Source organism: Kitasatospora sp. HPM-01-4 (genome assembly GCF_051374625.1).
GTDB lineage: Bacteria > Actinomycetota > Actinomycetes > Streptomycetales > Streptomycetaceae > Kitasatospora.
Map to the genome: position 1 here is coordinate 514,727 of NZ_JBPQGP010000005.1, position 24,264 is coordinate 538,990.

The following is a 24,264-nucleotide window of genomic DNA, read 5'->3' on the forward strand; positions in this document are numbered from 1 at the left end:
GACCGGCAGTGGCACTCCTCGAAGTGACCGACCTGCGCACCGAGATCCGGCTCAAGCACTCGGTGGTGCAGGCTCTGGACGGCGTCAGCCTCACCGTGGACAGCGGCGAGACCCTCGGTATCGTCGGTGAGTCGGGCTGCGGAAAGACCATGACCGCCATGTCGATCATGCAGCTGCTGCCCAACGGCGGCAGCGTCGTCGGCGGGCGGATCCGGCTCGACGGCCGCGACCTGCTCGCCCTCGGCCCCGACGGGATGGACCGGGTGCGCGGCAACGAGATCGGCATGATCTTCCAGGACCCGACCACCTCGCTCAACCCCACCATGACCATCGGCCGGCAGATCTCCGAGTCGGTCCGGATCCACCGCCGGGCCTCCCGGAAGGAGGCGCACGAGCGCGCCGTCGAGGTCCTCTCCCTGGTCGGTATGGACAGCCCGGCCAGGCGCGCGCTGGTCTACCCGCACGAGCTCTCCGGCGGGATGCGCCAACGGGCCATGATCGCCATGGCACTGGCCAACGAGCCCAAGCTGCTGATCGCCGACGAGCCGACCACCGCCCTGGACGTCACCGTCCAGAAGCAGATCCTCGAACTCATCGACCACCTCAGGGAACGGCTCGGCATGGCCGTCATCCTGGTCACCCACGACCTCGGCGTCATCGCCGGGCGGGCCGACCGGATCGCCGTGATGTACGCCGGCAAGGTGGTCGAGACCACCGGCACCGAGGCGCTCTACGCCAACCCGCGCCATCCGTACACCGAGGCGCTGTTCGACTCACTGCCGGAACGGTTCGCCGAGACCGGCGGACGGCTCTACTCGATCCCCGGCCTGCCGCCGGACCTGGCCGCTCCCCCGCCCGGCTGCCGGTTCGCCGCACGCTGCCGCTATGCCACCGAACTCTGCCGCGCGGAGGAGCCGCCGCTGTCCGGGGAGCTCCCGGGGCACCGGTACGCCTGCTTCTTCCCGGTCGGGGCGAGCGGCATCCTCCCGGTCGGGGCGCGCGATGCGGCCCCGCACCCGGCAGAAGCGGCCCGGCCTCCCGCAGCGCCCGAGGCCGCGCAGGGCGAACCGCTGCTGCGGGTGACGGGGCTGGTCAAGCAGTACCCGGTGACCAGCGGCCTGGTCCTGCGCCGTACGGTGGGCTCGGTCAGCGCGGTGGCGGACGTGTCCCTGACGGTCCGTCAGGGCGAGACGCTCGGCCTGGTCGGCGAGTCCGGCTGCGGCAAGACCACCGTCGGCAAGCTCATCGTCGGCCTGGAGCGGCCCACCAGCGGCAGCCTGGAGTTCCAGGGCCGGGAACTGGCCTCGCTGCCGCGGGCCGAGCGCCGCAGGCTGCGCCGGGACGTCCAGCTGATGTTCCAGGACTCCTACGCGGCGATGAACCCGCGGATGCCGGTCCAGTCGATCATGCGCGAGCCGCTGGACATCCACCAGGTCGGCAGCCAGGCCGACCGCGACCGGCGGATCAGGCAGATCTTCGACCTGGTCGGCCTGCCGCACACCGCACTGGACCGCTACCCGCACGAGTTCTCCGGCGGTCAGCGCCAACGCATCGGTCTGGCCCGGGCGTTGGCGCTGCGGCCCAGGCTCGTGGTCGCCGACGAACCGGTCTCGGCACTGGACGTGTCGATCCAGTCGCAGGTGCTCAACCTGATGAGGGACCTGCAGGGCGAACTCGGGCTGTCGTACCTGTTCATCTCGCACGACCTCTCGGTGGTGCGCTACCTCTCCGACCGGATCGGGGTGATGTACCTGGGCAAGCTGGTGGAGGTCGGGCCGGCCCGGTCGGTGTACGCCCGCCCGGTGCACCACTACACCCGCGGCCTGCTGGACACCGTTCCGGTCGCCGATCCCGTGGTGGAGAGGGCCAAGAGCAGCCGCGGCATCACCGGCGAACTCCCGTCCGCGATCGACCCGCCCTCCGGCTGCCGCTTCCGCACCCGCTGCCCCGCCGCCGAGCGGCTCTGCGCCGAAGCCGAACCCCCGCTGGCCTCCTTCGGCCCGGACCACCTGGCCGCCTGCCACTTCCCGCTGCGCTCTCCCGCCTGACCGGCCGCACCGGCCCCCGGTAGACACCCACCTTCGCACCGCCCCCAGGGGTGCGGCCCTCACCGCTCCGGTCGGCGCCCGGCTCCTCGCGCCCCTGGGCGGCGCCGGGCCGGCAAACACCGACCGGCGATGGGGAGCATGGACGCCGCGGGGCCTGTCGGCGGTCGGTCTAAACTGCGCTGCATGAACGACACGCCCCAGGACCGGCTCGAACGCCTGGTCCGGCTCGCCGCCGGAAGCTACCTGCTGGTCACCACCTTCCGGAAGGACGGCACGGGCGTACCCACCCCGGTCTGGGTGGTCCGGGACGGCGACGCGCTCGGCATCTGGACGGTGGCCGACTCCTGGAAGGTGCGGCGGATCCGCAACCGCGCCGACGTCCTGGTCGGCCCGTGCGACGTCCGCGGCAACCCGACCGGCGAGCAGGTTCCGGCCACGGCCGAGATCTGCGCCCCCGAGCGCACCGCAGCGTACCGCACCCTGCTCCGCCAGAAGTACGGCCTGCTCGGCGTGCTCACCCTGCTGGGCAGCCGGCTGCGCCGCGGCGACGGCGGCACCGTCGGCATCCGTATCACCCTCACGTAGCGAGCGCACCGAGAACACCCGTTTCTCCCGTGATCGTGGCAGACCGCCTCTCCGGGCCCGTTAGGGTTGAGCAGTTCTTGTCCGGGCCGATCCGCGAGGAGCCACACCGCAGTGTCTGACACGTTCGCCCACCTGCACGTCCATACCGAGTACTCGATGCTGGACGGGGCGGCGAAGAACGGCAAGCTGTTCGCGGAGGCCGAACGGCAGGGCATGCCGGCCATCGCGATGAGCGACCACGGCAACATGTTCGGCGCCTACGAGTTCTTCCACGCCGCCGCGAAGACCGGTGTGAAGCCGATCATCGGGATCGAGGCGTACGTCGCCCCGGCCTCGCGTTTCGAGAAGAAGCAGGTCTTCTGGTCCCCCGGCGGCCAGCGGCCGGCCAACTCCGACGGCGAGGGCGGCAAGGACGTCTCCGGCGGTGGCCGTTACACCCACATGACCATGTGGGCGCAGAACGCGACCGGCCTGCGGAACCTGTTCAAGCTCTCCTCGCTCGCGTCGATGGAGGGCTACTACATGAAGCCCCGGATGGACCGCGAGCTGATCGCCGCCAACGCGACCGGGATCATCGCCACCACCGGCTGCCCCTCGGGCGAGGTCCAGACCCGGCTGCGGCTCGGCCAGTACGACGAGGCGGTCAAGGCCGCCGCCGCCTACCAGGACATCTTCGGCAAGGAGAACTACTTCCTGGAGCTGATGGACCACGGCCTGTCCATCGAGCGCGACGTCCGCGAGGACCTGCTCCGGCTGGCCAAGCAGCTGAACATCCCGCTGCTGGCCACCAACGACTCCCACTACGTGACCGCCGACCAGGCGGACGCGCACGACAGCCTGCTCTGCGTCGGCGTGGGCAAGAACAAGGACGACCCGAACCGGTTCAAGTTCCAGGGCACCGGCTACTACATCAAGACCGCCGCGGAGATGCGCGAGCTCTTCCGCGAACTGCCCGAGGCCTGCGACAACACCCTGGCGATCGCCGAGCGGGTCGAGTCGTACAAGGAGGTCTTCGACTACGTCGACCGGATGCCGCAGTTCGACGTCCCCGAGGGCGAGACCCAGGCCTCGTACCTGCGCAAGAAGATCGATGCCGGCCTCAAGCACCGCTACGGCGACAACCCGAGCCAGGAGGTGCTGGACCGGATCGAGCTGGAGATGGGCGTCATCACCCCGATGGGGTTCGACGCCTACTTCCTCGTGGTCGCGGACATCTGCCAGTACGGCCGGGACAACGGCATCCCGGTCGGCCCCGGCCGTGGTTCGGCGGCCGGCTCGATGGTGGCCTACCTGACCGGCATCACCCAGCTCGACCCGCTGGAGCACGACCTCCTCTTCGAGCGGTTCCTCAACCCCGAGCGCATCAACCCCCCGGACGTCGACATCGACTTCGACGACCGCCAGCGCGACCAGATGGTGCGCTACGTCACCGAGAAGTACGGCGCGGCCTACACCGCCCAGGTGAACACCTTCGGCACCATCAAGGCCAAGGCCGCCGTGAAGGACGCCAACCGGATCCTCGGCTATCCCTTCGCGATGGGCGACCGGATCACCAAGGCGATGCCGCCGGACGTGATGGGCAAGGGCGTCCCGCTGGCCGACCTCTTCAACGAGAAGCACCCCCGGTACAACGAGGGCACCGAGATCCGCTCGCTCTACCAGAACGAGCCGGACGTCAAGAAGATCATTGACACCGGCATGGGCATCGAGGGCCTGATCCGTGGCACCGGCGTGCACGCGGCGGCGGTCATCCTCTCCTCGACCCCGCTGCTCGACCTGATCCCGCTGCACAAGCGGGACAAGGACGGCGTGATCATCACCGGCTTCGACTACCCGTCGTGCGAAGCCATGGGCCTGATCAAGATGGACTTCCTGGGTCTGCGGAACCTGGGCATCATCGACCACTGCATCAAGATCATCAAGGCCAACCGGGGCATCGACGTCGACATCGAGAAGATCCCGATCGACGACCCGACCACCTACCAGATGCTGGCCCGCGGTGACACCCTCGGCGTCTTCCAGCTCGATGGCGGCCCGATGCGTGCCCTGCTGCGGCTGATGAAGCCCACCGAGTTCGCCGACATCTCCGCCGTCTCCGCGCTGTACCGGCCCGGCCCGATGGGCATGAACTCGCACACCAACTACGCGCTGCGCAAGAACGCCCAGCAGGAGATCCTCCCGATCCACCCGGAGCTGGAGGAGCCGCTGAAGGAGGTCCTCGGCCCCACCTACGGTCTGATCGTCTACCAGGAGCAGGTGCAGCGAGCCGCACAGGTGCTGGCCGGCTACAGCCTCGGACAGGCAGACCTGCTCCGCCGCGCGATGGGCAAGAAGAAGAAGGAGGTCCTGGAGAAGGAGTTCGTCCCCTTCCACGCCGGCTGCAAGGAGCGCGGCTACTCCGACGAGGCGATCCAGGCGGTGTGGGACGTACTGGTCCCGTTCGCCGGCTACGCGTTCAACAAGTCGCACTCCGCCGCGTACGGCCTGGTCTCGTACCAGACCGCCTACCTCAAGGCCAACTACCCGGCCGAGTACATGGCCGCGCTGCTCACCTCGGTGGCCGACGACAAGGACAAGATGGCGGTCTACCTGGCGGAGTGCCGCCAGATGGGCATCAAGATCCTCTCGCCGGACGTGAACGAGTCCGTGGTCGACTTCACCGCCGTCGGCAGCGACGTCCGCTTCGGCCTGAAGGCCGTGCGCAACGTCGGTGTCCCGGTGATCGAGTCGATGATCAAGACCCGCAAGGAGAAGGGGAAGTACGCCTCCTTCGCCGACTTCCTGGACAAGGTCGAGCTGGTCGCGTGCAACAAGCGGACCGTGGACTCGCTGATCAAGGCGGGGGCGTTCGACTCCCTCGGCCACACCCGGCTGTCGCTGACCACCGTGCACGAGAGCGCGATCGACGCGGTGACCGGCGTCAAGAAGCAGCAGGCGATCGGCCAGGACGACCTCTTCGGCGCACTCGGCGGCGACGACACCCCGACCATCGGCCTGGACTTCGAACTGACCGACCGGGAGTGGCCGCGCAAGCAACTGCTCAGCCTGGAGCGGGAGATGCTCGGCCTGTACGTCTCCGGCCACCCGCTGGACGGCGCCGAGCACCTGCTCTCACGCAACCGGGACGTCTCGATCGCCGAACTCCTGGGCTCGGGCCGCACCGAGGGCGAGGTCAAGCTCTCCGGTCTGATCACCGCGGTGGACCGCCGGATCAACAAGGCGGGCAACGCCTGGGCCATCATCACGCTGGCCGACCGTGACGGCTCGGTCGAGGTGCTGTTCTTCCCCGCGACCTACAACCTGATGGCCGACCAGATGGTCGAGGACAACGTGATCTCGGCCAAGGGCCGGCTCAACGAGCGCGACGGCTCGCTCAGCATCTTCGGCCAGGAGATCACCACGCTGGACGTCTCCTCCGCCGAACTCGGCCGGAAGCCACCGGTGCAGATCACCCTGCCGGCCGGGAAGATCAACCCCGAGCTGGTCGGCGAACTCAAGCGGTCGCTGCAGGCCCACCCGGGCGACACCCCGGTCCGCCTGCTGACCACCAACTGGGACAAGAACACCCTGTACGAGCTCGGCTTCCAGGTGAACCCGGACAACGGCCTCGCCTCGGACATCAAGACCCTGCTCGGCACCCATGCCTGGGTCGGACTGGTGTAGCGAACATTACTCGCCAGTAAGTTTGGCTGATCACCGTCTCGTCAGGGCCGGTGATCAGCCCGTACGCTCCGGATCAGTTGACCGACGGTGCCGCTGCGGCACCGTCAGATCTGATGGAGCATCAATGACGCGATCCCACCGAATCGGCGCACACCGAGCGGCAAGTACCGTGCTCGTCACGGCACTTGCCCTCGGCGGCACACTCAGCGCGGGCCCAGCCTCGGCGGCCCCGCAGACCGGATCGGTGGCGGCAACCGCGAGTTCGGCGCCGTTCCGGCTGGTGGACATACCGATGAAGGACGGCGTGGTCCTGAAGGCCGACGTCTTCACGCCCGCCCCCGGCACACCCGGCGCCGACGCGCAGGGCCGCTACCCCGTGGTCGTGCAGCCCGCCAGCTGGGGGCAGAACGACCTCGAGTACGTGGCCCAGGGCAAGCAGCTCGCCGCCGCCGGGTACGTCGCCGTGACCTACACCGTGCGCGGCTTCTGGCTCTCCGGCGGTGAGATCGACGTCGCGGGCCCGACCGACGTGGCCGACATCTCCTCGGTCATCGACTGGGCACTGGCCCACACTCCGGCCGACCCGCAGCGCATCGGCATGGTGGGACTCTCCCTGGGCGGCGGCCTCACCCTGATGGGCGCCGCCTTCGACCCGCGGATCAAGGCGGTGGCCGCGCTGAGCGGCTGGGGCGACCTGGTCGACTCGCTCTACAGCGGGCAGACCCGCCACCTGGGCGCCGCCGGACTGCTCGCCGCGATCCAGGCGCCGACCGGCCGCAAGAGCCCGGAGTTCGCCCGGATCCTGTCCGACCTGTTCGCCGACCGCGACATGCCCGAGGTCGTCCAGTGGGCGAAGACCAGGTCCCCCGCCACCTACCTGGACCGGATCAACGCCAACGGCACGGCCGTCTTCCTGGCCAGCGCCTGGAGTGACGGCATCTTCAACCCCAGCCAGATCACCTCCTTCTACCAGCGGCTGACCGGGCCCAAGCGGCTCGAACTGCGCCCCGGCGACCACGCCACCCAGGAGCTGACCAGCCTGCTGGGACTGCCCAACGCCACCTGGGCGAGCGCACGCGGCTGGCTCGACCAGCACCTCAAGAGCAGCGGCGACCGAGGAGAGTCGGTACAGCTGGAGGTCCGGCCGACCGGCGCCCAGGAGAGCTACCCGAGCTGGGAGGCGGCGAGCACCCGGACCGACCGGCTGCGGCTCGGCGCCCCGAACCGGCTCGGCACCGGGACGCTCGGCGGTCCGGCCGGCAGCGACTGGCGGGCGTCCGTCGTCGGCGGCACCGACTCGGGCGCGGACGGCGGCATCGTCGAACTGTCCGGCGGCCTCGACCAGGCCATCGGCCTGCCGCCGACCGTGGTCCTCCCGCTGCTGCCGCGCTCGGCCGGCGCCGTCTGGCAGTCCGACCCCTACCCGGAAGCGCAGCACATCCGGGGCGCCGCACGGCTGCACACCAGCATCACCGCCTCCGCACCGCAGGGCACGGCGTTCGCCTACCTCTATGACGTGGACGCCCTCGGGGTCGGGAAGCTGATCTCGCACGCTCCGCAGAGCTGGTCCGGCGAGCAGCCCGGCAAGGCCTTCCCACTCGACGTCCAGCTCTTCGCCACCGCCTACGACCTGCCCGCCGGGCACCGGCTGGCGCTGGTCATGGACACCAAGGACCCGCTGTACGGCGGTCTCACCCCGCTCGGCAGCGGCGTCTCGTTCGGCTCCAGCGCCACCGATCCCGCCGAACTGGTGCTTCCGCTGCACTGACGCCCCGAATTCGAGTGGCCCGGGTCACATGTCCACCCGATATGTGACCCGGGCCACTCGAATTCCCATGACCTGGGTCACACCATTTCCACCGGCCGCACCGCGCTTTATCCGAAGTTCTCCTTGCTTCGCAACGCCGCAAAACCTCCTAAATCGGGCAAATGGTGCAGATGCCCTTGTGATGGTGCGCACATCGGCCGAAGGGTCCACTACTCCGAATAGTGGGTCACGGCCGGGGGGTCACCGGCCGCCTGCCCGGCATACCCGCCACCCCAGGTGGCCCCGCCGGAGCCCCCTCCCCCACCTTCCGCATCCGCGCAGGTCAGAAGCGTGTTTATGGGAATCGGAGGAAAGTTCGCAGGCAAGGTTTCGGCCCTGAAGAGGGGGGTACGCGAGGGCGGACCGACGCCACCCCCAGGCCCGGGAACTACGATCCAGCCTCGTAGGTTTAGCGATTTCGACCCCTTGGAACCGGCCCCGGGGCCCGCTAACAATGGCTTCAGTCGCAACGACACACCGGTGGTCCACCGCCCCGTGTCAGACAAGTCGGCGCATCACCGCGAATGCGGCGCACCGACATCACGCCTGATGCCAGAGCCATTCATCCGGCCGCGCATCCTGCCTCGGCGTGAAGCCCTGTCCCCTGACCAAGGAGTCATTCTTGTCCACTTTCACCGCTCGCCTGCGTAAGTCCGCTGCCCTGTTCGCCGGTGCCGCCTGTGTGGCCACCATCGGTGCCGTGGTCGCCCCGACCGCCGCGTCCGCTGCCACTCCGCAGCAGATCGCCGCGAGCATCGTTCCGGCGGACCAGCTGGCCTCCTTCAGCAACATCATTTCGCACGAGAGCGGCTGGAGCGTCACCGCGACCAACCCGAGCAGCGGCTCGTACGGTCTGGGCCAGGCTCTGCCGGCCTCCAAGATGGCCTCCGAGGGCGCGGACTGGAAGACCAACCCGACCACCCAGATCAAGTGGGCCTACAAGTACATGTGCGAGCGCTACGGCAGCCCGAACGCCGCCTGGTCCTTCTGGGCCGCCCACCACTGGTACTAAGCCGACCCACGGCTCCCCACAGCCTCACCCGAAAGGGCCCGGTGCACCCGCACCGGGCCCTTCGGGGTTCCTCCGGCGGTCACCGGGCGTAGCTGACCCGTCCCTCGTCCCAGACCGGCCCGTCGCTCTCCACCACCCGGCCGTCCGACCGGAAGACCAGGTACCGGCTGAACACCTTGGCGAACCAGCGGTCGTGGGTGACGGCCACCACGGTTCCGGTGAAGCCGTCCAACGCCTGCTCCAGTGCCTCGGCGGAGATCAGGTCGAGGTTGTCGGTCGGCTCGTCCAGCAGCAGCAGGGTGGATCCGGCGAGTTCCAGCAGCAGGATCTGGAAGCGCGCCTGCTGACCGCCGGACAGCGTCTCGAAGTTCTGCCGGCCGACCCCCGCGAGCCCGTAGCGGCTCAGGGCGGACATCGCGCTCTCCAGGCCGAGCCCCTCCCGGTCGCCCTCGCCGCGGCCGAGGATGTCCACGGGGGTACGGCCGTGCCACTCGGGGTGCCGGTGGGTCTGGGCGAACAGCCCCGGCCGGACCCGTGCACCGAGGCGGCACTCGCCGGTGTGCCCGACGGTCGGCGCGGCCGCGGCTCCGGACTCGTCCAGCAGCCGGAGGAAGTGGCTCTTCCCGGAGCCGTTGGAGCCGAGTACGCACACCCGGTCACCGAAGAAGACCTCGAGATCGAACGGGCGCATAAGGCCGACGAGTTCGAGGTTCCGGCAGGTGATCGCCCGCACACCGGTACGGCCGCCGCGCAGCGCCGGTGCTACGCGCTGCACCCGCGGAGGCGCGGCCGGTGGCCCGGCCGCCTCGAACTTCGCCAGCCTGGTCTGCGCGGCGTGGTAGCGGGAGGCCATCTCGTCGCTGATCGCGGACTGCTGGCGCAGCGTGCGGACCAGCTCCCTGAGCTGCTCGTGCTTCTCCGTCCAGCGCTGCCGCAGCTCCGCCGCCCGCTTCCAGCGGGCCTCGCGCGCCCCGTGCCAGGTGCCGAACCCGCCGCCGTGGGTCCAGGTCGTACCGCCCTCCAGGGTGATCACCTGGGTCGCCGTCCGGCTCAGCACCTCGCGGTCGTGGGTGATCAGCAACACCCCCTGCCGGGTGCGGGCCAGCTGTTCCTCCAGCCAGCGCTTCCCCGGGACGTCGAGGTAGTTGTCCGGCTCGTCCAGCAGCAGCAGCTGCGCCGGGCCGCGCAGTAGCGCCTCCAGGACCAGGCGCTTCTGCTCGCCGCCGGAGAGCGTGCTGACGGTGCGGTACTGCGCGAGCCGGAACGGCAGGCCGAGCGCCGCGACCGTGACGGTGTCCCAGAGCACCTCGGCCGCATAGCCGCCGGCCTCGGCCCAGGTGGACAGGGCCTCCGCGTAACGGAGTTGGACGGCCTCGTCGTCCGTCTCCATCAGTTCCAGCTCAAGGGCGTCGACGGCGGCCGCGGCCGCCTGCTGCGCCGGGGGCGCGACGCTGAGCAGCAGGTCCCGTACCGTGCGGTCGTCACGGAGACTGCCGATGAACTGCGGCATCACGGCGACGGCCCCCTGCCTGCGCACCGAGCCGAGCTGGACGGGGAGTTCACCGGAGATCATCCGCAGCAGGGTGGTCTTGCCGGCACCGTTGTCGCCGACGAGGGCGACGGTCTCGCCGGCCGGGACGCGGAACGACACATCACTGAACAGCTCACGTCCGTCGGCGAGGGTGTGACCGAGGCCGCTGGCTTCGAGGTAGCCCATGGCCCGGAAGCCTAGCCGCCGGCCCGCTCGGGTTCGGCCCGTTTCAGCCACGTCCAAACTTTTCACACCAACCATCGATCACATCGAATATGGATATGTCCATTCTGAATATTCACTCCTGAGCCGGAAAGCCCTGTTAATCCCTTGCGCCGTTCAGCCGAACACGCAAAAGTTGTGCCCGGTCGAAGCCGATCCGCCCAGGAAGTCGAGGCAGATCCGATGCACACTGATTCAGCTGCGCAAACCGTCGCCATCGCCGGGGCGGAATTCGGCTGGGGCAGCGCGGGAAAGCTCAGTGCGGTCCTGTCCGCGCTGCGGCAGCGTTCCGGGCCCCCACTGAGATTCATCGGCCTGGCCTCGGGCCTCGGCCGGCCACTGCTCTCCGGGCACCCCGTCGACCGCTGGTACGACCTGCCGGCCGACGGCCCGCCCGACGCCCTCGCGAAGATCGTGCACTCGGAGCGGGTGCGGGCCGCACTGGTCGTGCTGGACGGCTCCACCGCCAGGGCGCTCGGCGCCCTCGGCGTTCCCACGGTGTTCGTGGACAGCCTGCCGTTCATGTGGTCGGAGGGGGATCGCCCCGCCCTGCCGCTGGACGCCGCCGTCTACTGCGCCCAGAAGTGCGTCGAGCTGCCGCCCGAGTGCTTCGATGTGCTGGCGGCCGTCCGCGCACTGCACTGGGTCGACGCGGTCATCGGCACACCTCAGGCCGCCGTCGGCCGCCGCCCGGCCCGGCCGTACCGCAGCGCCCTGGTCAGCGTGGGCGGCCTGCGGGCACCCCGGCTCGCCGACTGGACCGACTACCCCACGGTGGTCCTCCCCGCCGTGCTCGAAGCACTCGCCGCGCACGGCGTCCAGGAGGTGCACCTCGCGGGCAACCTCCCCGCCGGCCTCGCCGGGCGCCTGGTCGACTCCTCGGTCGCGCCGCCGCGGACCACCTCGGGTGCCCTCACGCACGGCGAGTTCCTCGACCGGCTCTCCGACTGCGACGTCCTGCTCACCTCCCCGGGGCTGACCACACTGCTGGAGGCGGGCAGCCTTGGCGTGCCCACCGTCTGCCTGCCCCCGCAGAACCTCAGCCAGATCTTCAACGGCCGCTTCCACAGCCAGGCGGTCGGCGCCGAGGTCCGGGTGGTCTGGCCCAAGGACGTACTCGCCGAGGAGGAGGCCCTGTCGCTGCGGTCGCAGGGCGAGGAGCGCGCCCTGGAGCTGATCTATGCCGCGATCGGCGCGGCGGCCGCGGACGGCCGGGGTACCGCCAGGGCACTGGGCGAGGGAATCCGCACCGCGCTGCGCCGCTCCACCGCCGGGGGCATCGACTGGGGCGCCCTCACCACCGCCGTCGGCACCGGCGGCGCGGCCCAGGTCGCCGACGCCCTGCTCGTCACCCTGCGAGGTGCCGCCCCACCCTCCTGACCCCCGGCCCGTCCTGTCCCTTCCCACGAACGGCGCGGATATGTCCTCCAGTGCGCACGAGCGTCCTCGCTACCTGTTCATCAGAATTCTGGAAGCCTGCAACGCCGACTGCTTCATGTGTGAGTTCGCGCTCTCCCGTGACACATTCCGGTTCTCGCGCGAGGATTTCACCGAATTGCTGCCGAGGGCCCGGGCTGCCGGGGTGGGCTATGTCCGGTTCACCGGCGGGGAGCCATTGATGCATCCGGATGTGGTGGAGCTGGTGCGCTCCGGCACGGCGGCGGGTATGAAGATGTCCCTGATCACCAATGGCTCGCTGCTGCCGAAGATGGTGGAGCGCCTGGCCGAGGCCGGGCTGGCCCAGGTGATCGTCAGCCTGGACGGCGCCTCGGCCGCGACCCATGACACCTACCGGCGTTCCCCCGGCATGTTCGACAGCGGTCTGCGCGGGCTCCGCGCGGCCGCCGCGCTCGGCATCCTGCCCAGGGTCAACACGGTGGTCGGTCCGCACAACTACGCCGAAATGCCGTCGCTGCAGCAGGTGTTGACCGAGGCCGGGGTACGGCAGTGGGAGCTGTCCGCGCTCAAGCTGGACCGCACCATCCACTACCCCGACCCCGCCCTGGTGCGCGAGGTGTGCGATCCGGTCTACGACGCCGACCCTGGCTCCCTGCTGGTCCCGATGGGCAAACGGTTCTACGGGGACACCCCCGAGGAGCAGGAGCGCTACTTCACCGAGTCGATCACGCCGCGTGCCTCGAAGCCGCTCTGCCACGTCGCGGACGACGTCATCTACATCGACGGCAAGCACGGGCGGATGTACGCGTGCAGCTGCATCCCGCACCGCGAGGACGACACCGGCCCCGGCGGTGCCCCCATCCGCGAGCAGGGCGTGATCCTGCTGGACACACCGGCCTTCCGAACACACGCCGACTACTTCCGGCGGCGCGGTCCCGAGGTGTGCAGCGGCTGTTCCACCACGGCCGCCGGGTACAGCGACGACGTCGCCCGCCTCGGGGTGGTGGCGCCGTGGCAGTACTGACTCCGGCCGACGGGGGGCCCACCGCACCGGGCCGCCGGGTCCTGCTGGTCTCCCGCGAGGAGCAGTTGGACTCACTGCTCGCCCTGCGCCGCGTCGCCGCCCATCTCGGTGACCTCCGTCCGGTCCGGTCACCGGCCGGCGGTGCACCACGCGCGTCGGCGCCGCCCGATCCGGCGGGATCCGATTCCGCACCACCCGATTCGACACCGGCCGACGCAGGGCCGCCCGACGCTGGACTGCCCGACACGGAGATGCCGGATGCGGCGCTGGTCTGCGACGACGAGGCGGCCACCGCACGGCTGCTGGAGCTGGGTATCCCGGTGGTGCACCTGAGTTCGGGCTACGGCTGCGCGCCGAGCGCCGGCCCGGGCGGGCGGACGCTGCGCCGTCTGCACCGGCCCGGCTGGCTGCCCGGCCCGGCTGGCGGTGCGCGGCCCACGGGAGCACTCGCACCCGCCCGGCTGACCAGGAACCGGGTACGCGAGGGGGCGCTGCTGCTGCTCTCCCTCTGGGACGTCCCGCCAGAGGAGACGGACGCGTTCGCCGCCGGGCCGCTGCGGGCGCTGGTCCAGGAGGCGGTACGCCGTACCGGACGGTGCGAAGTGGTCTGCGACACCCGGCTCACGCGGCTCCGCTCCGCCCTGGACGGCCTCGCCGGACCGGAGGATGTCCGGGTGAGCCGGGCCGCCGAGGTGGATGTGGACGCGCTGCACGCCGCCACCGAAGTCTTCCTGGCCTCACCGACGTTGGGCGCACTCGCGCTGGCCCACTCCCGCCGCGCGCCACTGGTGTTCCTGCCGGCGCTCGGGGCCGCCCAGCGGGAGCTGGCCGCGCGGGTGACACGGCTGGTCCCGGTGCCGTCGGCCACCGACCCCGGCGACCCGTCGCTGTGGGTGCCGCCCGAGGCCGGTACCTCCGGCCAGTGGAGCGCGCTAGACCCCGCCCTGGACGACCTGCGCGGTGCGCAGCGCGTCGCCCGCACCCTCCGTCAGCTCTCGCTCGCGCCGTTGTGACCGCCCACCCGCCCGCGACCGCCCACCCACCTGCGACCGCCCCGTCCGAACTCCCGCCGCAGCCCCGCCCTGACCGCTGACCCCCGCTGCGAGTCCCACCGTGAACCAGCCACGAACCCGTCCACCCGGTAGGCCCGTCCGCGGCACCGAACCCGTCCGCCCCCGGCCCCGTCCGCCCCGTGAACCCGTCGTGCACCCGTTGTGAAGCATCGACACCACGGCCGCGCGCCCTGGTGATCCCCCCAGAGCCATCGAAGACCTGTCGCCCCTGGAGCCGCCATGTCCGGCACACCCCGCGAAACCGGGACTACCGCAGGCCCCACGTTCATCCGACCCCGCGTCCCGGACGCACAGTGGAACGACTGGCGCTGGCACATGCGCCGACGGATCACCACCGTCGAGAAGGCCCGACAGTGGATCAACGTCAGTCCCGACGAGGAGAAGGCCATCGCCGGGGTGGCGGGAAAGTACCGCTGGAGCATCACCCCGTACTACGCGTCGCTGATGGATCCCGACGATCCGCTCTGCCCGGTCCGCCAGCAGGCCGTCCCGGCACCGGGCGAGCTGGTCGAGTTCCCCGGTGCCGAGGTCGATCCGGTCGGGGACACCATCTACCGCAAGACCAACCGGGTGGTGCACAAGTACCCGGACCGGGTGATCATGCTGATCACCGAGGCGTGCCCGGTCTACTGCCGGCACTGCACCAGGAAGTTCCACACCACGGATGTGAACGGCACCTACTTCCGTGACGACGAAGGCGGCTCGTTCGACGAGGACCTGCGGTACATCGCCGAACATCCCGAGATCCGGGACGTACTGCTCACCGGCGGGGATCCGCTCTCCTACCAGGACGGCAAGCTGGAGGAGATCGTCGCCGGCCTGCGGGCGATCCCCAGCGTCGAAATCATCCGGATCGGCACCCGCTTCCCGGTGCTGCTGCCGCAGCGGATCACCGACGAGCTGTGCGCGATGCTCTCCCGGTACCACCCGGTCTGGCTGAACACCCACTTCAACCATCCCAAGGAGATCACCGCGGACGCGGCGGCCGCGGTGGACCGCCTGCTGCGGCACGGAATCCCGGTCGGGAACCAGACCGTGCTGCTGCGCGGGATCAACGACGACGTCGCCACCATGCGCACCCTGATGACCGAGCTGCTGCGGATCCGGGTGCGGCCCTACTACCTCTACCACTGCGACAACGTCACCGGTGTCTCGCACTTCATGACCTCCGTGGAGAAGGGCTGGGAGATCATGGAGGGCCTGCAGGGCCACATCACCGGGTTCGGGGTGCCGCAGTACGTGCTCACCACGAAGATCGGCAAAATCCCCATCGCCCAGCCGTACTTCACCCCCACCCCCGACGGCCTGCTGCTCCGCAACTACCGAGGCCAGGAGATGGCCGTCGACGGCGCGGTGCACCCGATCACGGAGTCCGACACCCCATGACCCTCGACAAGCGGCTCGGCCAGCGTTTCCTCCCCTACGGTGCCAACTACCTCGCCTGGTCCGACATGGCCGAGCTGAAGGAAGTGATCGACCATCAGGTACTGTTCCGCTACCAGACGGAGACCGAGAGCATGGCCTCCCGTCTGGAGCGTCAGGTGTCCGGGCGCCTGGGTGCCGCACACGCCCTGGCCGTCCACAACTGCACCGAGGCGCTGCGCCTGGCGCTGATCTCCACCCGGCCGTCCATCGGCGACCCGGTGTACATCCCGGCGGTCACCTTCGTGGCCGTGGCCGGGGCGGTCCTGTCCTGCGGGCTGATCCCGGTCCTGGTCGACGCCGACGACTCGCTCTCGCTGGACCGCACCCTGCTGCCGTCCGACGCCCGGCGGGTGGTCGTGGCCCATATGGAGGGCGCGGTGGCCGCCCTGCCGGAGGGCGTGCCGTACCTGATCGAGGACTGCGCCCAGTCGCTCGGCGCACGGTTCGCGGACGGCCGGTCCGTCGGGACGGCGGGTTACGCCGGGACGTTCAGCTTCCACCACAACAAGGTCCTCACCTCGGGCGAGGGCGGGCTGGTCGTCACCGACGACGACGAGGCCTGGTCGACCATGCGCCGCTACCACGACCACGGCTCGGCCCGCGTACCCGGCCACTACCCGACCTGGAACCAGGACGCCCACTACGGCGAGAACTTCGTCACCAGTGAGCAGGTGGCGGCCGTCCAGTGCCAGCAGTTCCGCCATCTCGACGAACTGCTCGCCGGACTGGAGCGGATGTACACCGTCGCCATGACGGAGCTGCCGAACCGCCCCGACCTGGAGGTCCGGCCGAGGACCAAGGGCGATGTGAAGGTGAGCCTGCGCCTGTGCTGGGAGAGCCGCGAGCTGCGGGACGCGGCCGTGGCCGCCCTCACCGCCGAGGGGATCGCCAACTGGACGCTCGGCAAGTACCTGTTGCCCGAGCACCCGGTGCTCACCGGCCGGCGCTCCCTCTACGCCGACGGCTTCCCGTGGAACCACGCGCCCGAGGGGCCGCTGGCCCTCAGCCGCGACGGCTTCGCCCGCACTCGCGACCTGCTGGACCGCACCCTGTGCGTGCCGCTGTCCCCGGAGCTCCCCGAGCCGGAGCAGGTCCTCGCGGCCAAGGCCGTGCGGCGGGTCCTGGAGGCGGTGTGAACTCCCGGGGTCCGGCGCTGCTGCTGGTGGACGACCGCGCCTCGTCGTTCACCCGGTACGCGGCCCGAACGCTGCCTGACGAGCTGGTGCTGCTGCGCTTCGCCGAGTTCCGCCGGGACTTGACGGAGGACTACCTGCGGGAGACCGCGCACCTGCCGGCCTTCTGGGTGCGCGAGGGGGTGCCGCTTGCCGAGGAGGCCGGGCGCTACCGGGCCTGGGCCGCCGAACTCCCCCTTCGGCCGACCCGGTTCTGCAACCCGTCCGAACCGCGCCAGGCCGTCGCCCAGCGGTTCGCCGCGCTGGCCGGACTGCCCCATCTGACGGAGCGCCAGGTCACCTGGGTGCGCGACAAGGCCGAGATGAAGCACCGGTTCCGTGAACTCGGGCTGCGGACCGCCGAGTTCACCCGGGTGCACCGGGTGCAGGAGATCGAGCGGTTCGCCGAGAGGCACGGCTGGCCCCTGGTGCTCAAGCCGGTGGACTCCTTCGCCTGTGTGGACACCCACCGGCTCACCGGGCCGGACGCACTGACCGCGATCGACCTCGGCGCGCGGGACTGGATGGTGGAGCAGTTCCTCGGCGGCACCGAGTGGGAGGTGTGCGCCGTCATCCACCGGGGCGAGGTACTGGACGCCTGGCCGAGCGCGATGCCCTGCCGCCCCCTGGACATCGTCGACGGCGCGATGAACGCCAACATCAGTGTCGGCACCGACGAGGCCCCGCCGGTCGACCTGCGCGCCGTGCTCCAGCGGATCGTCACCGGAATGGAGATCGACCACGGCTACGCGCACATGGAGTTCTTCCTGATCGACGGCGAGGTGTACGCGGGCGAGATCGGGGTCCGGCTGGCAGGCTGCGAGATCCCCGCCAACCACGGGTACTCGCACGGCTTCGACGTCTTCGGCGCCACCCTGGACGTGTACCGCGGCCGTCGCCCCGAGCTCCGGTACCGCGAACGCCGGTGCGCGGGCGACCTGTTGCTGCCGCTGCCCGGTTCGGGGACGGTACGCCGCATCACCCCGGCGGAGGAACTGCTGCGTGTCCCCGGGGTCGTCGCGGCCGTTCTCAAGGTGGGTGCCGGCGACTCGGTGTCGGCCCGGCGGGCCTCGCACAACGCGTCGGGGCACGTCCATGTGGTGGGAGCGTCGATCGGCGAGGTGGAGCAGCGTATGCGCGAGGTACTCGACGCCTTCACCATCGAGCTGGTGCCCGCCGCGACCGCGGAACGGGGCCCGGTGCGGTGACGAACGGTCTCTCCCGCCGCGTCCTCGTCCTGCTGACACGTCGCCGGGTCGGTGCGGTGGCCTGGTGGAGCGTCGTCTCCCGGCTGCCCGTCTACCTGATGTCGCTGGCCATGGTGCTGGTGGTCCGCGAGCAGGGCGGCAGCTACGTCCAGGCGGGCCTGGCCTCCGCGCTGTACACCGCCGGTATGGCGGCCGGCGGGCCGCTGATCGCCCGGCGGCTCGACCGCCATGGACGCCGCGTGGTGCTGGCCGCGACCGGCGTCCTCTACCCGTCGGCCCTCGCCGTGCTGGTGTGGGCCACTCGGCCGGGCGGCTGGGGGCAGCCCTTGGCGGCGGTGCTCGCCGGAGTGGCGCTGCCACCCGCGAACGCCTGCATGCGGTCGCTGTGGGCCCGGCTGCCGCTCCAGGCGGAGGAGCGGGACACCGCCTACCTCTGGGAGGCGCTGCTGACCGAGGTCCTGGTGATCGGGGCGCCGCTGATGCTCGCGGTGCTGATGCTCGCCGGCTCCGCCGGGCTGGCGCTGACCACCGTCGCGGCGGTCGGCGGTGCGGGGGCGCTGGGGCTCGCCTTCGTCCGGCTGCCACCGGGCACGGAGGCGGTGGGTGCCGAGGCTGCCGGGCCACGTCATCTGCTCGGCCCGCTGCGGGACCAGGCGATGCTGGCGCTCACCGGCGTCATGGCCACCTGCGCCGTGCCCATCGGCCTGATGACACTCGCCATCCCGGCCTTCGTCGCCGCGCACGGCTCGCCGGGCAACACCGGTGCGGTGTACGCCTGCTGGGGCGTCGGCAGCGCGCTGGGCGCACTGTGGCTGGGGAGTTCGCAGTCCCGGGTTCCGGCGCATGTGCGCTTCCCGCGCCTGGTGCTCGCCTATGCCCTGGGCACCGGGCTGGCGTCGGCGGCGACCTCCGAACCGGTCCTCGGGATCGCCCTCGCGGTCGGCGGCGCGCCGATCGCGCTGGTGTCCGCGTGCGAGATGACGCTGGTCAGCGCGGTCGCGGACGGCGGCTCGCTGGCGGAGGCGTTCACCTGGGCCTCGCTGGCCACCGTTCTGGGAGACGCGGTCGGCCAGCAGACCGGCGGACTGCTGATGGACCTGATCGGCCCGCGCGGGGTCTTCGCCGCCGCCTTCGCCACCGCCCTGGCCGGGGCCGGCCTGGCCTTCGTCTGCCGGGGCCTGCTGGCCCAAAGCTCGCCCGCCCCCGCGGAGTGTCCGGCATGAACGCTCCGCTGTGCCACCGGCCGTACAGCCCCCCGCGCCCCGCCCCTGACGGGACGCCCACTCCCCTGAGCGCATCCGCTGAGCCGGGTGTGCAGCCCCCGCTCCTCCTTCCTCCTCTCCGCCAGCGAGGTAATCCTTCATGAACGCAGCCGCTCCGCTCTTCCGCCCGGTCACCTTCGGCCAACTTCCTTCGGCGGTGAAGGAGTTCCTGGAGACCGACGAGCCGGTACCCGTGCCGGTACCGGTCGAGGGCCGTGCCGACCTGGTGCGGAGCGTGGAGCTGGCGTCCGGCCTCTACACCGGTGTGCGGCGGCCGAACCCGCTCGACCTGGGAGTCGTTCTAGGTGCGGAGCGGCTCCCCGAAGGCGTGACGGAGCTGGCCCGCCCCCTGGCCCGCGAGTGGGTGGCGGAGGAGCAGCTGGCCGACATCGCGGCCTTCCACCGCCGGTACCCGGGAAGGCTCCTGCTGGTCGGCTGCTACGACCGCCTCAACCTCGACCCGGTGCGCGCTCTGCTGCTGGCGACCTACCGCAGTGACCGGCACGGACTGACCCTGCTGAGCGGCCGCGACGCCGCCTCGCTCGCCTGGAACATCGCCAAGCAGTACGCGCGGCCCGCCTCCGGCGTCGACGCGCTGGGGCTGTTCACCGACACCGACCGGCCGCCGCACCTACCGGGCGTACGGGTCTTCGACGACCGCGACTTCGAACGTGTGGACATCCGGGGCGAGATCCTGGGCACCCACTGGCGCCGGGTGGCCTTCCAGGGCCATGGCAAGGACGACAGCGTCAACCTCGGCGATTTCACCATCTGCGGGCTCAACCGGTCGGTCGCGGCCCGGCCCGGGCTGCTCGGTCCCCGGTGCGCGTACGGGCTGCCCTGCTACAAGCCGGAGGACAAGCTGGTGCCGCTCAGCCGGGTGGCCGCCGTGGAGCTGGTGCTCAGCGCGTGCAACAGCGGTCCGCTCGCCGACCTCGCGCTGTACGACCCCAAGTACCAGCTGCTGCTCAACGCGCTTGACGGCCCGGCCCGTACGGTCGTCTCCGCCGTCTCGGTGCACGACTCCGACCGGCCGGAGAACGTCGCCTGGATGCGGGCCGCGCTCACCGGCGCGGATTCTGTGGACACCCTCAACGCCAGCCTCGCGGGCTCGCACCCCTACCCGGCGTTCATGCGTTTCGGCCTGCCGGATTCACCGCAGCGCACCGGCCTGCCGGACACGGCCCAGCACACCCCGCAGCCGTCCGAGCACCGCCCGGACCCCCTGGTCATCACCGTGGGACGCCGCCTGACCGCCCTGCTCGGCTCCGATCTGCTGCCCCACAACCACTCGCAGCGCCCCCGGCTGACCAAGCTGGCCAGGAAGGTCGACCTGTGGGTGTCCCGGCCCACCCATCTCGCCGACCAGTCACCGGAGGAGATCCGCTCCTCGCTCACCGCCGATCTGCAGTCGCTCGACCATGCGATCGCCGAGCAGGTCGCGGCCAACCCCGAGACCGAGCTCATGAACTACCCGGCGCACTTCGGGGACCGCAGCCGCCTCGACCCCGAGGTGCGCGAGGTGACCTGCCACTGCGGCCGCCCCGCCCAGGAGTTCACCCGGCGCGGACTGCTTCCGCACATCCTGGACACCACCTGCGCGGTCTGCATGCGCTGCGGCGACGTCACCTTCCGGCTCCCCGAGGCGCCCGCGCTGCTCGCCCACAGCGCGGACGAGGTGGCGCAGGGCGGGGTGCTGGAGGTCCGCGCCTCGCTCACCGCCGCACGTCCGGGGCCGGTCCGGCTGGGTCTGTTCGTCCCCACCTATCTGCGCGAGGACACCAACGTGGAGCCCGCCATCACCAAGGTCCGGGCCGTGGAGCACCGGCAGGTGGACGTCGCCTTCCGGCTGCGGTTCGCCTCCGCCACGGCGCCGCAGGCCTACTACTTCACGGTCTTCGCGGTTCAGGACCTCGCCGTCTCCACGGCCCGGCGCCACTTCGGGGTCCTACCGCGCCCCAGCTGACCAGCCGACAGCCCCACCGCACCCCCAACCGATGGAATGAAGGACGGTTGCCATGGAAACGCAGGCCAAGCCAGAGATCGAACTGATCGAGTGCGACGGCGAGGTGACACTGAGCATCGGCGGCGAACAGGCCATGCAGGCCTGGGAGCGGGACCTGATGTGGGCCAGCGCCGACATGCTGTGCGAGTACGGCAAGGACTTCTACGAGGTCGGCCTCGGCCTCGGGCTGTCCGCGCTGCGCATCGCCGGCAACCCCGCCACCCGCAGCCATACGGTCCTGGAGCTCTTCGGGGAGGTCGAGGACCTCTTCCAGGCCCGGCACCCGAAGCTGCCCGACAACCTGACGATCGAGCGCGGCGACTTCTTCCAGCGCGTCTTCACCCTGCCCTCGGAGAGCATCGACGGGATGTTCTTCGACCCGGCGCTGGACATGGAGGTCTGGAAGGACGCCGACCTGTGGGCCAGGACCATGCCGGAGGTGGTCCGGGTACTGCGTCCCGGCGGGGTGTTCATCCCGTTCTTCAGCACCAAGCCCGAGCTGCGCTGGCAGTACCTGCCGCACTTCAGGTCCATCCGGGTCGAGCGCCGTCCGTACACGGCTTACGACACCACCGAGTACACGTACGGCACCAGCGGCGACGCGTACATCCAGTGCTTCCGCAAGAGCTGACCGCGGTACTGCCCCGCCAGTCCTCGACCGCCCCGTCGGTCGGCCCTCACCCGACGCCGCCATGCGGCCTCGTTCCGGAGGTACCCGTATGACCACCGAGACCAGCGCGCTCACCACCGCACCGGCCGCCGGTCCACCGGAGGACCCGAAGTCGCCGGACGTCCGGTCACTCTTCCTGGCCGGTCCCTTCATCCAGTTGCTCGACCCGGCCACCGGGGAGATGCCGGACGGTGCCCGTGCTCCGTTCGACCTCCTGATCAAGCACTTCGAGGCGCAGGGGATCTCCGTGCACAACGCCCACCGCCGGGAGGCGTGGGGCGCGCAGCTGATGCGTCCCGAGCAGTGCACCGGGCTCGACCAGGAGGAGATCCGCAAGGCCGATGTCTTCGTCGCCATTCCGGGCTTCCCGCCCTCCCCCGGCACCCACATCGAGGTGGGCTGGGCGAGCGCGTTCGACAAGCCGATCGTGCTGCTGCTGGAGCGGGGCCGGGAGTACACCTTCCTGATCCAGGGCCTGCACACCGTGGCGACCGTGGAGTACGTGGTGTACACCGACATCGCCGCGTCGCTGTCCGCCGTGGACAAGGCGGTGCACCGGGCGGTGACCCGCCATCGGGCGGCGAACCGCACGGCCTGACCTCGCACCGTCCCGGAGCCGGGCCGCCCAGCGGGCGGCCCGGCCCAGCCCGGCCCATACCTCCCGGCCCATACCTCCCGGCCCGCCCCTTCCGACCGCACCGGCGTCGACGCCCGCGCCCGCGCCCGCGCCCGCGCCGAGAGGATCCGATGCGAAGCGCCCTGGCCCTGCTCGCCACCCTCGCCGTGCTTCTCACGGCGGCCGCCACGCCCTCCCGGGCTCCCGGCCCGCAGGCCGACCCGGTCCGGACCCCTGCGGCTCCCGTCTACACCGTCCGGCTCACCGGTGACAGCGCGGGGACCGGCTGGCACGGCCATGAGAGCGTGCGCTTCACCAACGCCTCCGCCGAGCCGCTGCGCGAGGTGTACCTGCGGCTGTGGGACAACGCCCACGGCGGTTGCCCGGCATCGCCCATCACGGTGCACGGCCTCACCGGCGGCACCCCGGATGCGCCGTCGGTGGGCTGCACCGCGCTGCGGGTCGCGCTGCCCTCGCCGCTGGGCCGGGGCGCCAGTGGGGTGATCGGCTTCGATCTGGGCATCCGAGTCCCGAGTGGCGCCGACCGGTTCGGGCACGACGGGCGGTACAGCTTCCTCGGCAACGCACTGCCGGTGCTGGCGGTCCGGGACGCCGCCGGCTGGCATCTGGATCCGTACACCGACAACGGCGAGTCGTTCTACTCCCAGGCTGCGGACTTCGCCGTCACCCTCGACCACCCCTCCGACCTCCTGGTGCCCGCCACCGGCAGCTCGCACGACACGCCCGGGTCCGCCGGACGGACCGTCACCACCGCGGTGGCGAGCAAGGTGCGCGACTTCGCCTGGGCGGCGGGCCCGTTCGCCAAGATCTCCGCCACCTCCCACGCCGGGGTGCGGGTCAGCGTCTACTCGGCGGCGGGCGTCGGCCCCTCGGACGCCCGGTCGATGCTGGAGCTGGCGACCTCGGCGATCGACGCGCACGCCCGGCGGTTCGGTGCCTACCCCTACGGTGAGCTGGCGGCCGTGCTGGACGACGACTTCTGGTTCAGCGGGATGGAGTACCCGGGTTTCGTCCTCGACCGGGTCAGCACCTCGGCGCTGGTCCATGAGCTGGCGCACCAGTGGTGGTACGGCATCGTCGGTGACGACGAGTACAACGACCCCTGGCTGGACGAGGCGTTCAGCGACTACGCCACCGACCTGGCGCTCGGCAGGCTTGGCGAGGGCTGCTGGAACGCGGTCTCCTGGACGTCGGCGGACGAACGGCTGACCGGCTCGATGCGGTACTGGGATGCCCACCCGACCAGATACGGGACGGTCGTCTACGACTACGGCAAGTGCGCCCTGCACGACCTTCGCCGTCTGATCGGCGACACCGCGATGGCCGCGCTCCTTCGCGACTACGCGCGCGACCACTGGTACGGCGTCTCCACCACGGCCGAGTTCAAGTCCGCCGCACGGGCCGCCGCGGGCACCGACCTGACCGGGTTCTGGGAACTGCACCGAATCGACGGCTGAGCCTGCGACACACCGTCATACTCGTTCGGCGAGGACCGGCGAGGACCGGAGAGGACCGGAGATCG

At 70.9% G+C, this 24,264-nt stretch carries 17 protein-coding genes; 16 read left to right on the forward strand and 1 reads right to left on the reverse strand.

Annotated features, from left to right (window positions below):
- Positions 1–8: 8 nt before the first annotated feature.
- From ACSMTC_RS02260 to ACSMTC_RS02280, 5 genes are all read left to right on the forward strand, one after another.
- Complete coding sequence (locus ACSMTC_RS02260; RefSeq protein WP_436557921.1) at positions 9–2,048, forward strand: dipeptide ABC transporter ATP-binding protein; 2,040 nt, start codon at positions 9–11, stop codon at positions 2,046–2,048.
- 183 nt (positions 2,049–2,231) lie between these two features.
- Positions 2,232–2,633 carry a PPOX class F420-dependent oxidoreductase gene (locus ACSMTC_RS02265; RefSeq protein WP_436557922.1) on the forward strand — a complete coding sequence of 134 codons (402 nt, stop codon included), beginning with the start codon at positions 2,232–2,234 and terminating at the stop codon, positions 2,631–2,633.
- A gap of 111 nt (positions 2,634–2,744) precedes the next feature.
- Positions 2,745–6,296 carry a DNA polymerase III subunit alpha gene (dnaE, locus tag ACSMTC_RS02270; protein WP_436557923.1) on the forward strand — a complete coding sequence of 1,184 codons (3,552 nt, stop codon included), beginning with the start codon at positions 2,745–2,747 and terminating at the stop codon, positions 6,294–6,296.
- Positions 6,297–6,420: 124 nt separating this feature from the next.
- Entirely contained in the window at positions 6,421–8,064 is a 1,644-nt protein-coding gene (locus ACSMTC_RS02275; protein WP_436557924.1) for a CocE/NonD family hydrolase, read from the forward strand.
- 661 nt (positions 8,065–8,725) lie between these two features.
- A complete protein-coding gene (locus ACSMTC_RS02280; RefSeq protein WP_436557925.1) occupies positions 8,726–9,115 on the forward strand; it encodes an aggregation-promoting factor C-terminal-like domain-containing protein in 390 nt (129 codons plus the stop codon).
- Positions 9,116–9,194: 79 nt separating this feature from the next.
- On the opposite strand, the gene ACSMTC_RS02285 is transcribed toward ACSMTC_RS02280, so the two are convergent.
- A complete protein-coding gene (locus ACSMTC_RS02285) occupies positions 9,195–10,832 on the reverse strand; it encodes an ATP-binding cassette domain-containing protein (protein ID WP_436557926.1) in 1,638 nt (545 codons plus the stop codon).
- Positions 10,833–11,051: 219 nt separating this feature from the next.
- On the opposite strand from ACSMTC_RS02285, the gene ACSMTC_RS02290 reads away from it, so the two are divergent.
- The 11 genes from ACSMTC_RS02290 (at position 11,052) to ACSMTC_RS02340 (ending at position 24,199) form a co-directional block, all read left to right on the forward strand.
- Complete coding sequence (locus ACSMTC_RS02290) at positions 11,052–12,248, forward strand: hydroxymethylcytosylglucuronate/cytosylglucuronate synthase (protein ID WP_436557927.1); 1,197 nt, start codon at positions 11,052–11,054, stop codon at positions 12,246–12,248.
- A 40-nt stretch (positions 12,249–12,288) separates the two neighbouring features.
- A complete protein-coding gene (blsE, locus tag ACSMTC_RS02295; RefSeq protein WP_436557928.1) occupies positions 12,289–13,290 on the forward strand; it encodes a cytosylglucuronate decarboxylase in 1,002 nt (333 codons plus the stop codon).
- A complete protein-coding gene (blsF, locus tag ACSMTC_RS02300; protein ID WP_436557929.1) occupies positions 13,278–14,303 on the forward strand; it encodes a CGA synthase-related protein in 1,026 nt (341 codons plus the stop codon). The genes blsE and blsF overlap by 13 nt, the downstream gene beginning before the upstream one ends.
- 279 nt (positions 14,304–14,582) lie before the next feature.
- Complete coding sequence (blsG, locus tag ACSMTC_RS02305) at positions 14,583–15,749, forward strand: arginine 2,3-aminomutase (protein ID WP_436557930.1); 1,167 nt, start codon at positions 14,583–14,585, stop codon at positions 15,747–15,749.
- Entirely contained in the window at positions 15,746–16,924 is a 1,179-nt protein-coding gene (locus ACSMTC_RS02310; RefSeq protein WP_436557931.1) for a DegT/DnrJ/EryC1/StrS family aminotransferase, read from the forward strand. Before blsG ends, ACSMTC_RS02310 begins: the two co-directional genes overlap by 4 nt.
- A complete protein-coding gene (locus ACSMTC_RS02315) occupies positions 16,921–18,168 on the forward strand; it encodes an ATP-grasp domain-containing protein (protein WP_436557932.1) in 1,248 nt (415 codons plus the stop codon). Before ACSMTC_RS02310 ends, ACSMTC_RS02315 begins: the two co-directional genes overlap by 4 nt.
- On the forward strand, positions 18,165–19,391 hold the full coding sequence (locus tag ACSMTC_RS02320) for an MFS transporter (protein ID WP_436557933.1): 1,227 nt from the start codon (positions 18,165–18,167) through the stop codon (positions 19,389–19,391). The genes ACSMTC_RS02315 and ACSMTC_RS02320 overlap by 4 nt, the downstream gene beginning before the upstream one ends.
- Positions 19,392–19,530: 139 nt before the next feature.
- Positions 19,531–21,396: a hypothetical protein gene (locus ACSMTC_RS02325; RefSeq protein WP_436557934.1), complete on the forward strand. Its 1,866-nt coding sequence runs from the start codon at positions 19,531–19,533 to the stop codon at positions 21,394–21,396.
- Between the two features lie 52 nt (positions 21,397–21,448).
- A complete protein-coding gene (locus ACSMTC_RS02330; protein WP_436557935.1) occupies positions 21,449–22,066 on the forward strand; it encodes a class I SAM-dependent methyltransferase in 618 nt (205 codons plus the stop codon).
- A gap of 88 nt (positions 22,067–22,154) precedes the next feature.
- Entirely contained in the window at positions 22,155–22,703 is a 549-nt protein-coding gene (locus ACSMTC_RS02335) for a nucleoside 2-deoxyribosyltransferase (RefSeq protein WP_436557936.1), read from the forward strand.
- 56 nt (positions 22,704–22,759) lie between these two features.
- Positions 22,760–24,199, forward strand: a complete 1,440-nt coding sequence (locus ACSMTC_RS02340; RefSeq protein ID WP_436564576.1) for a M1 family metallopeptidase — start codon at positions 22,760–22,762, stop codon at positions 24,197–24,199.
- Positions 24,200–24,264 lie beyond the last annotated feature (65 nt).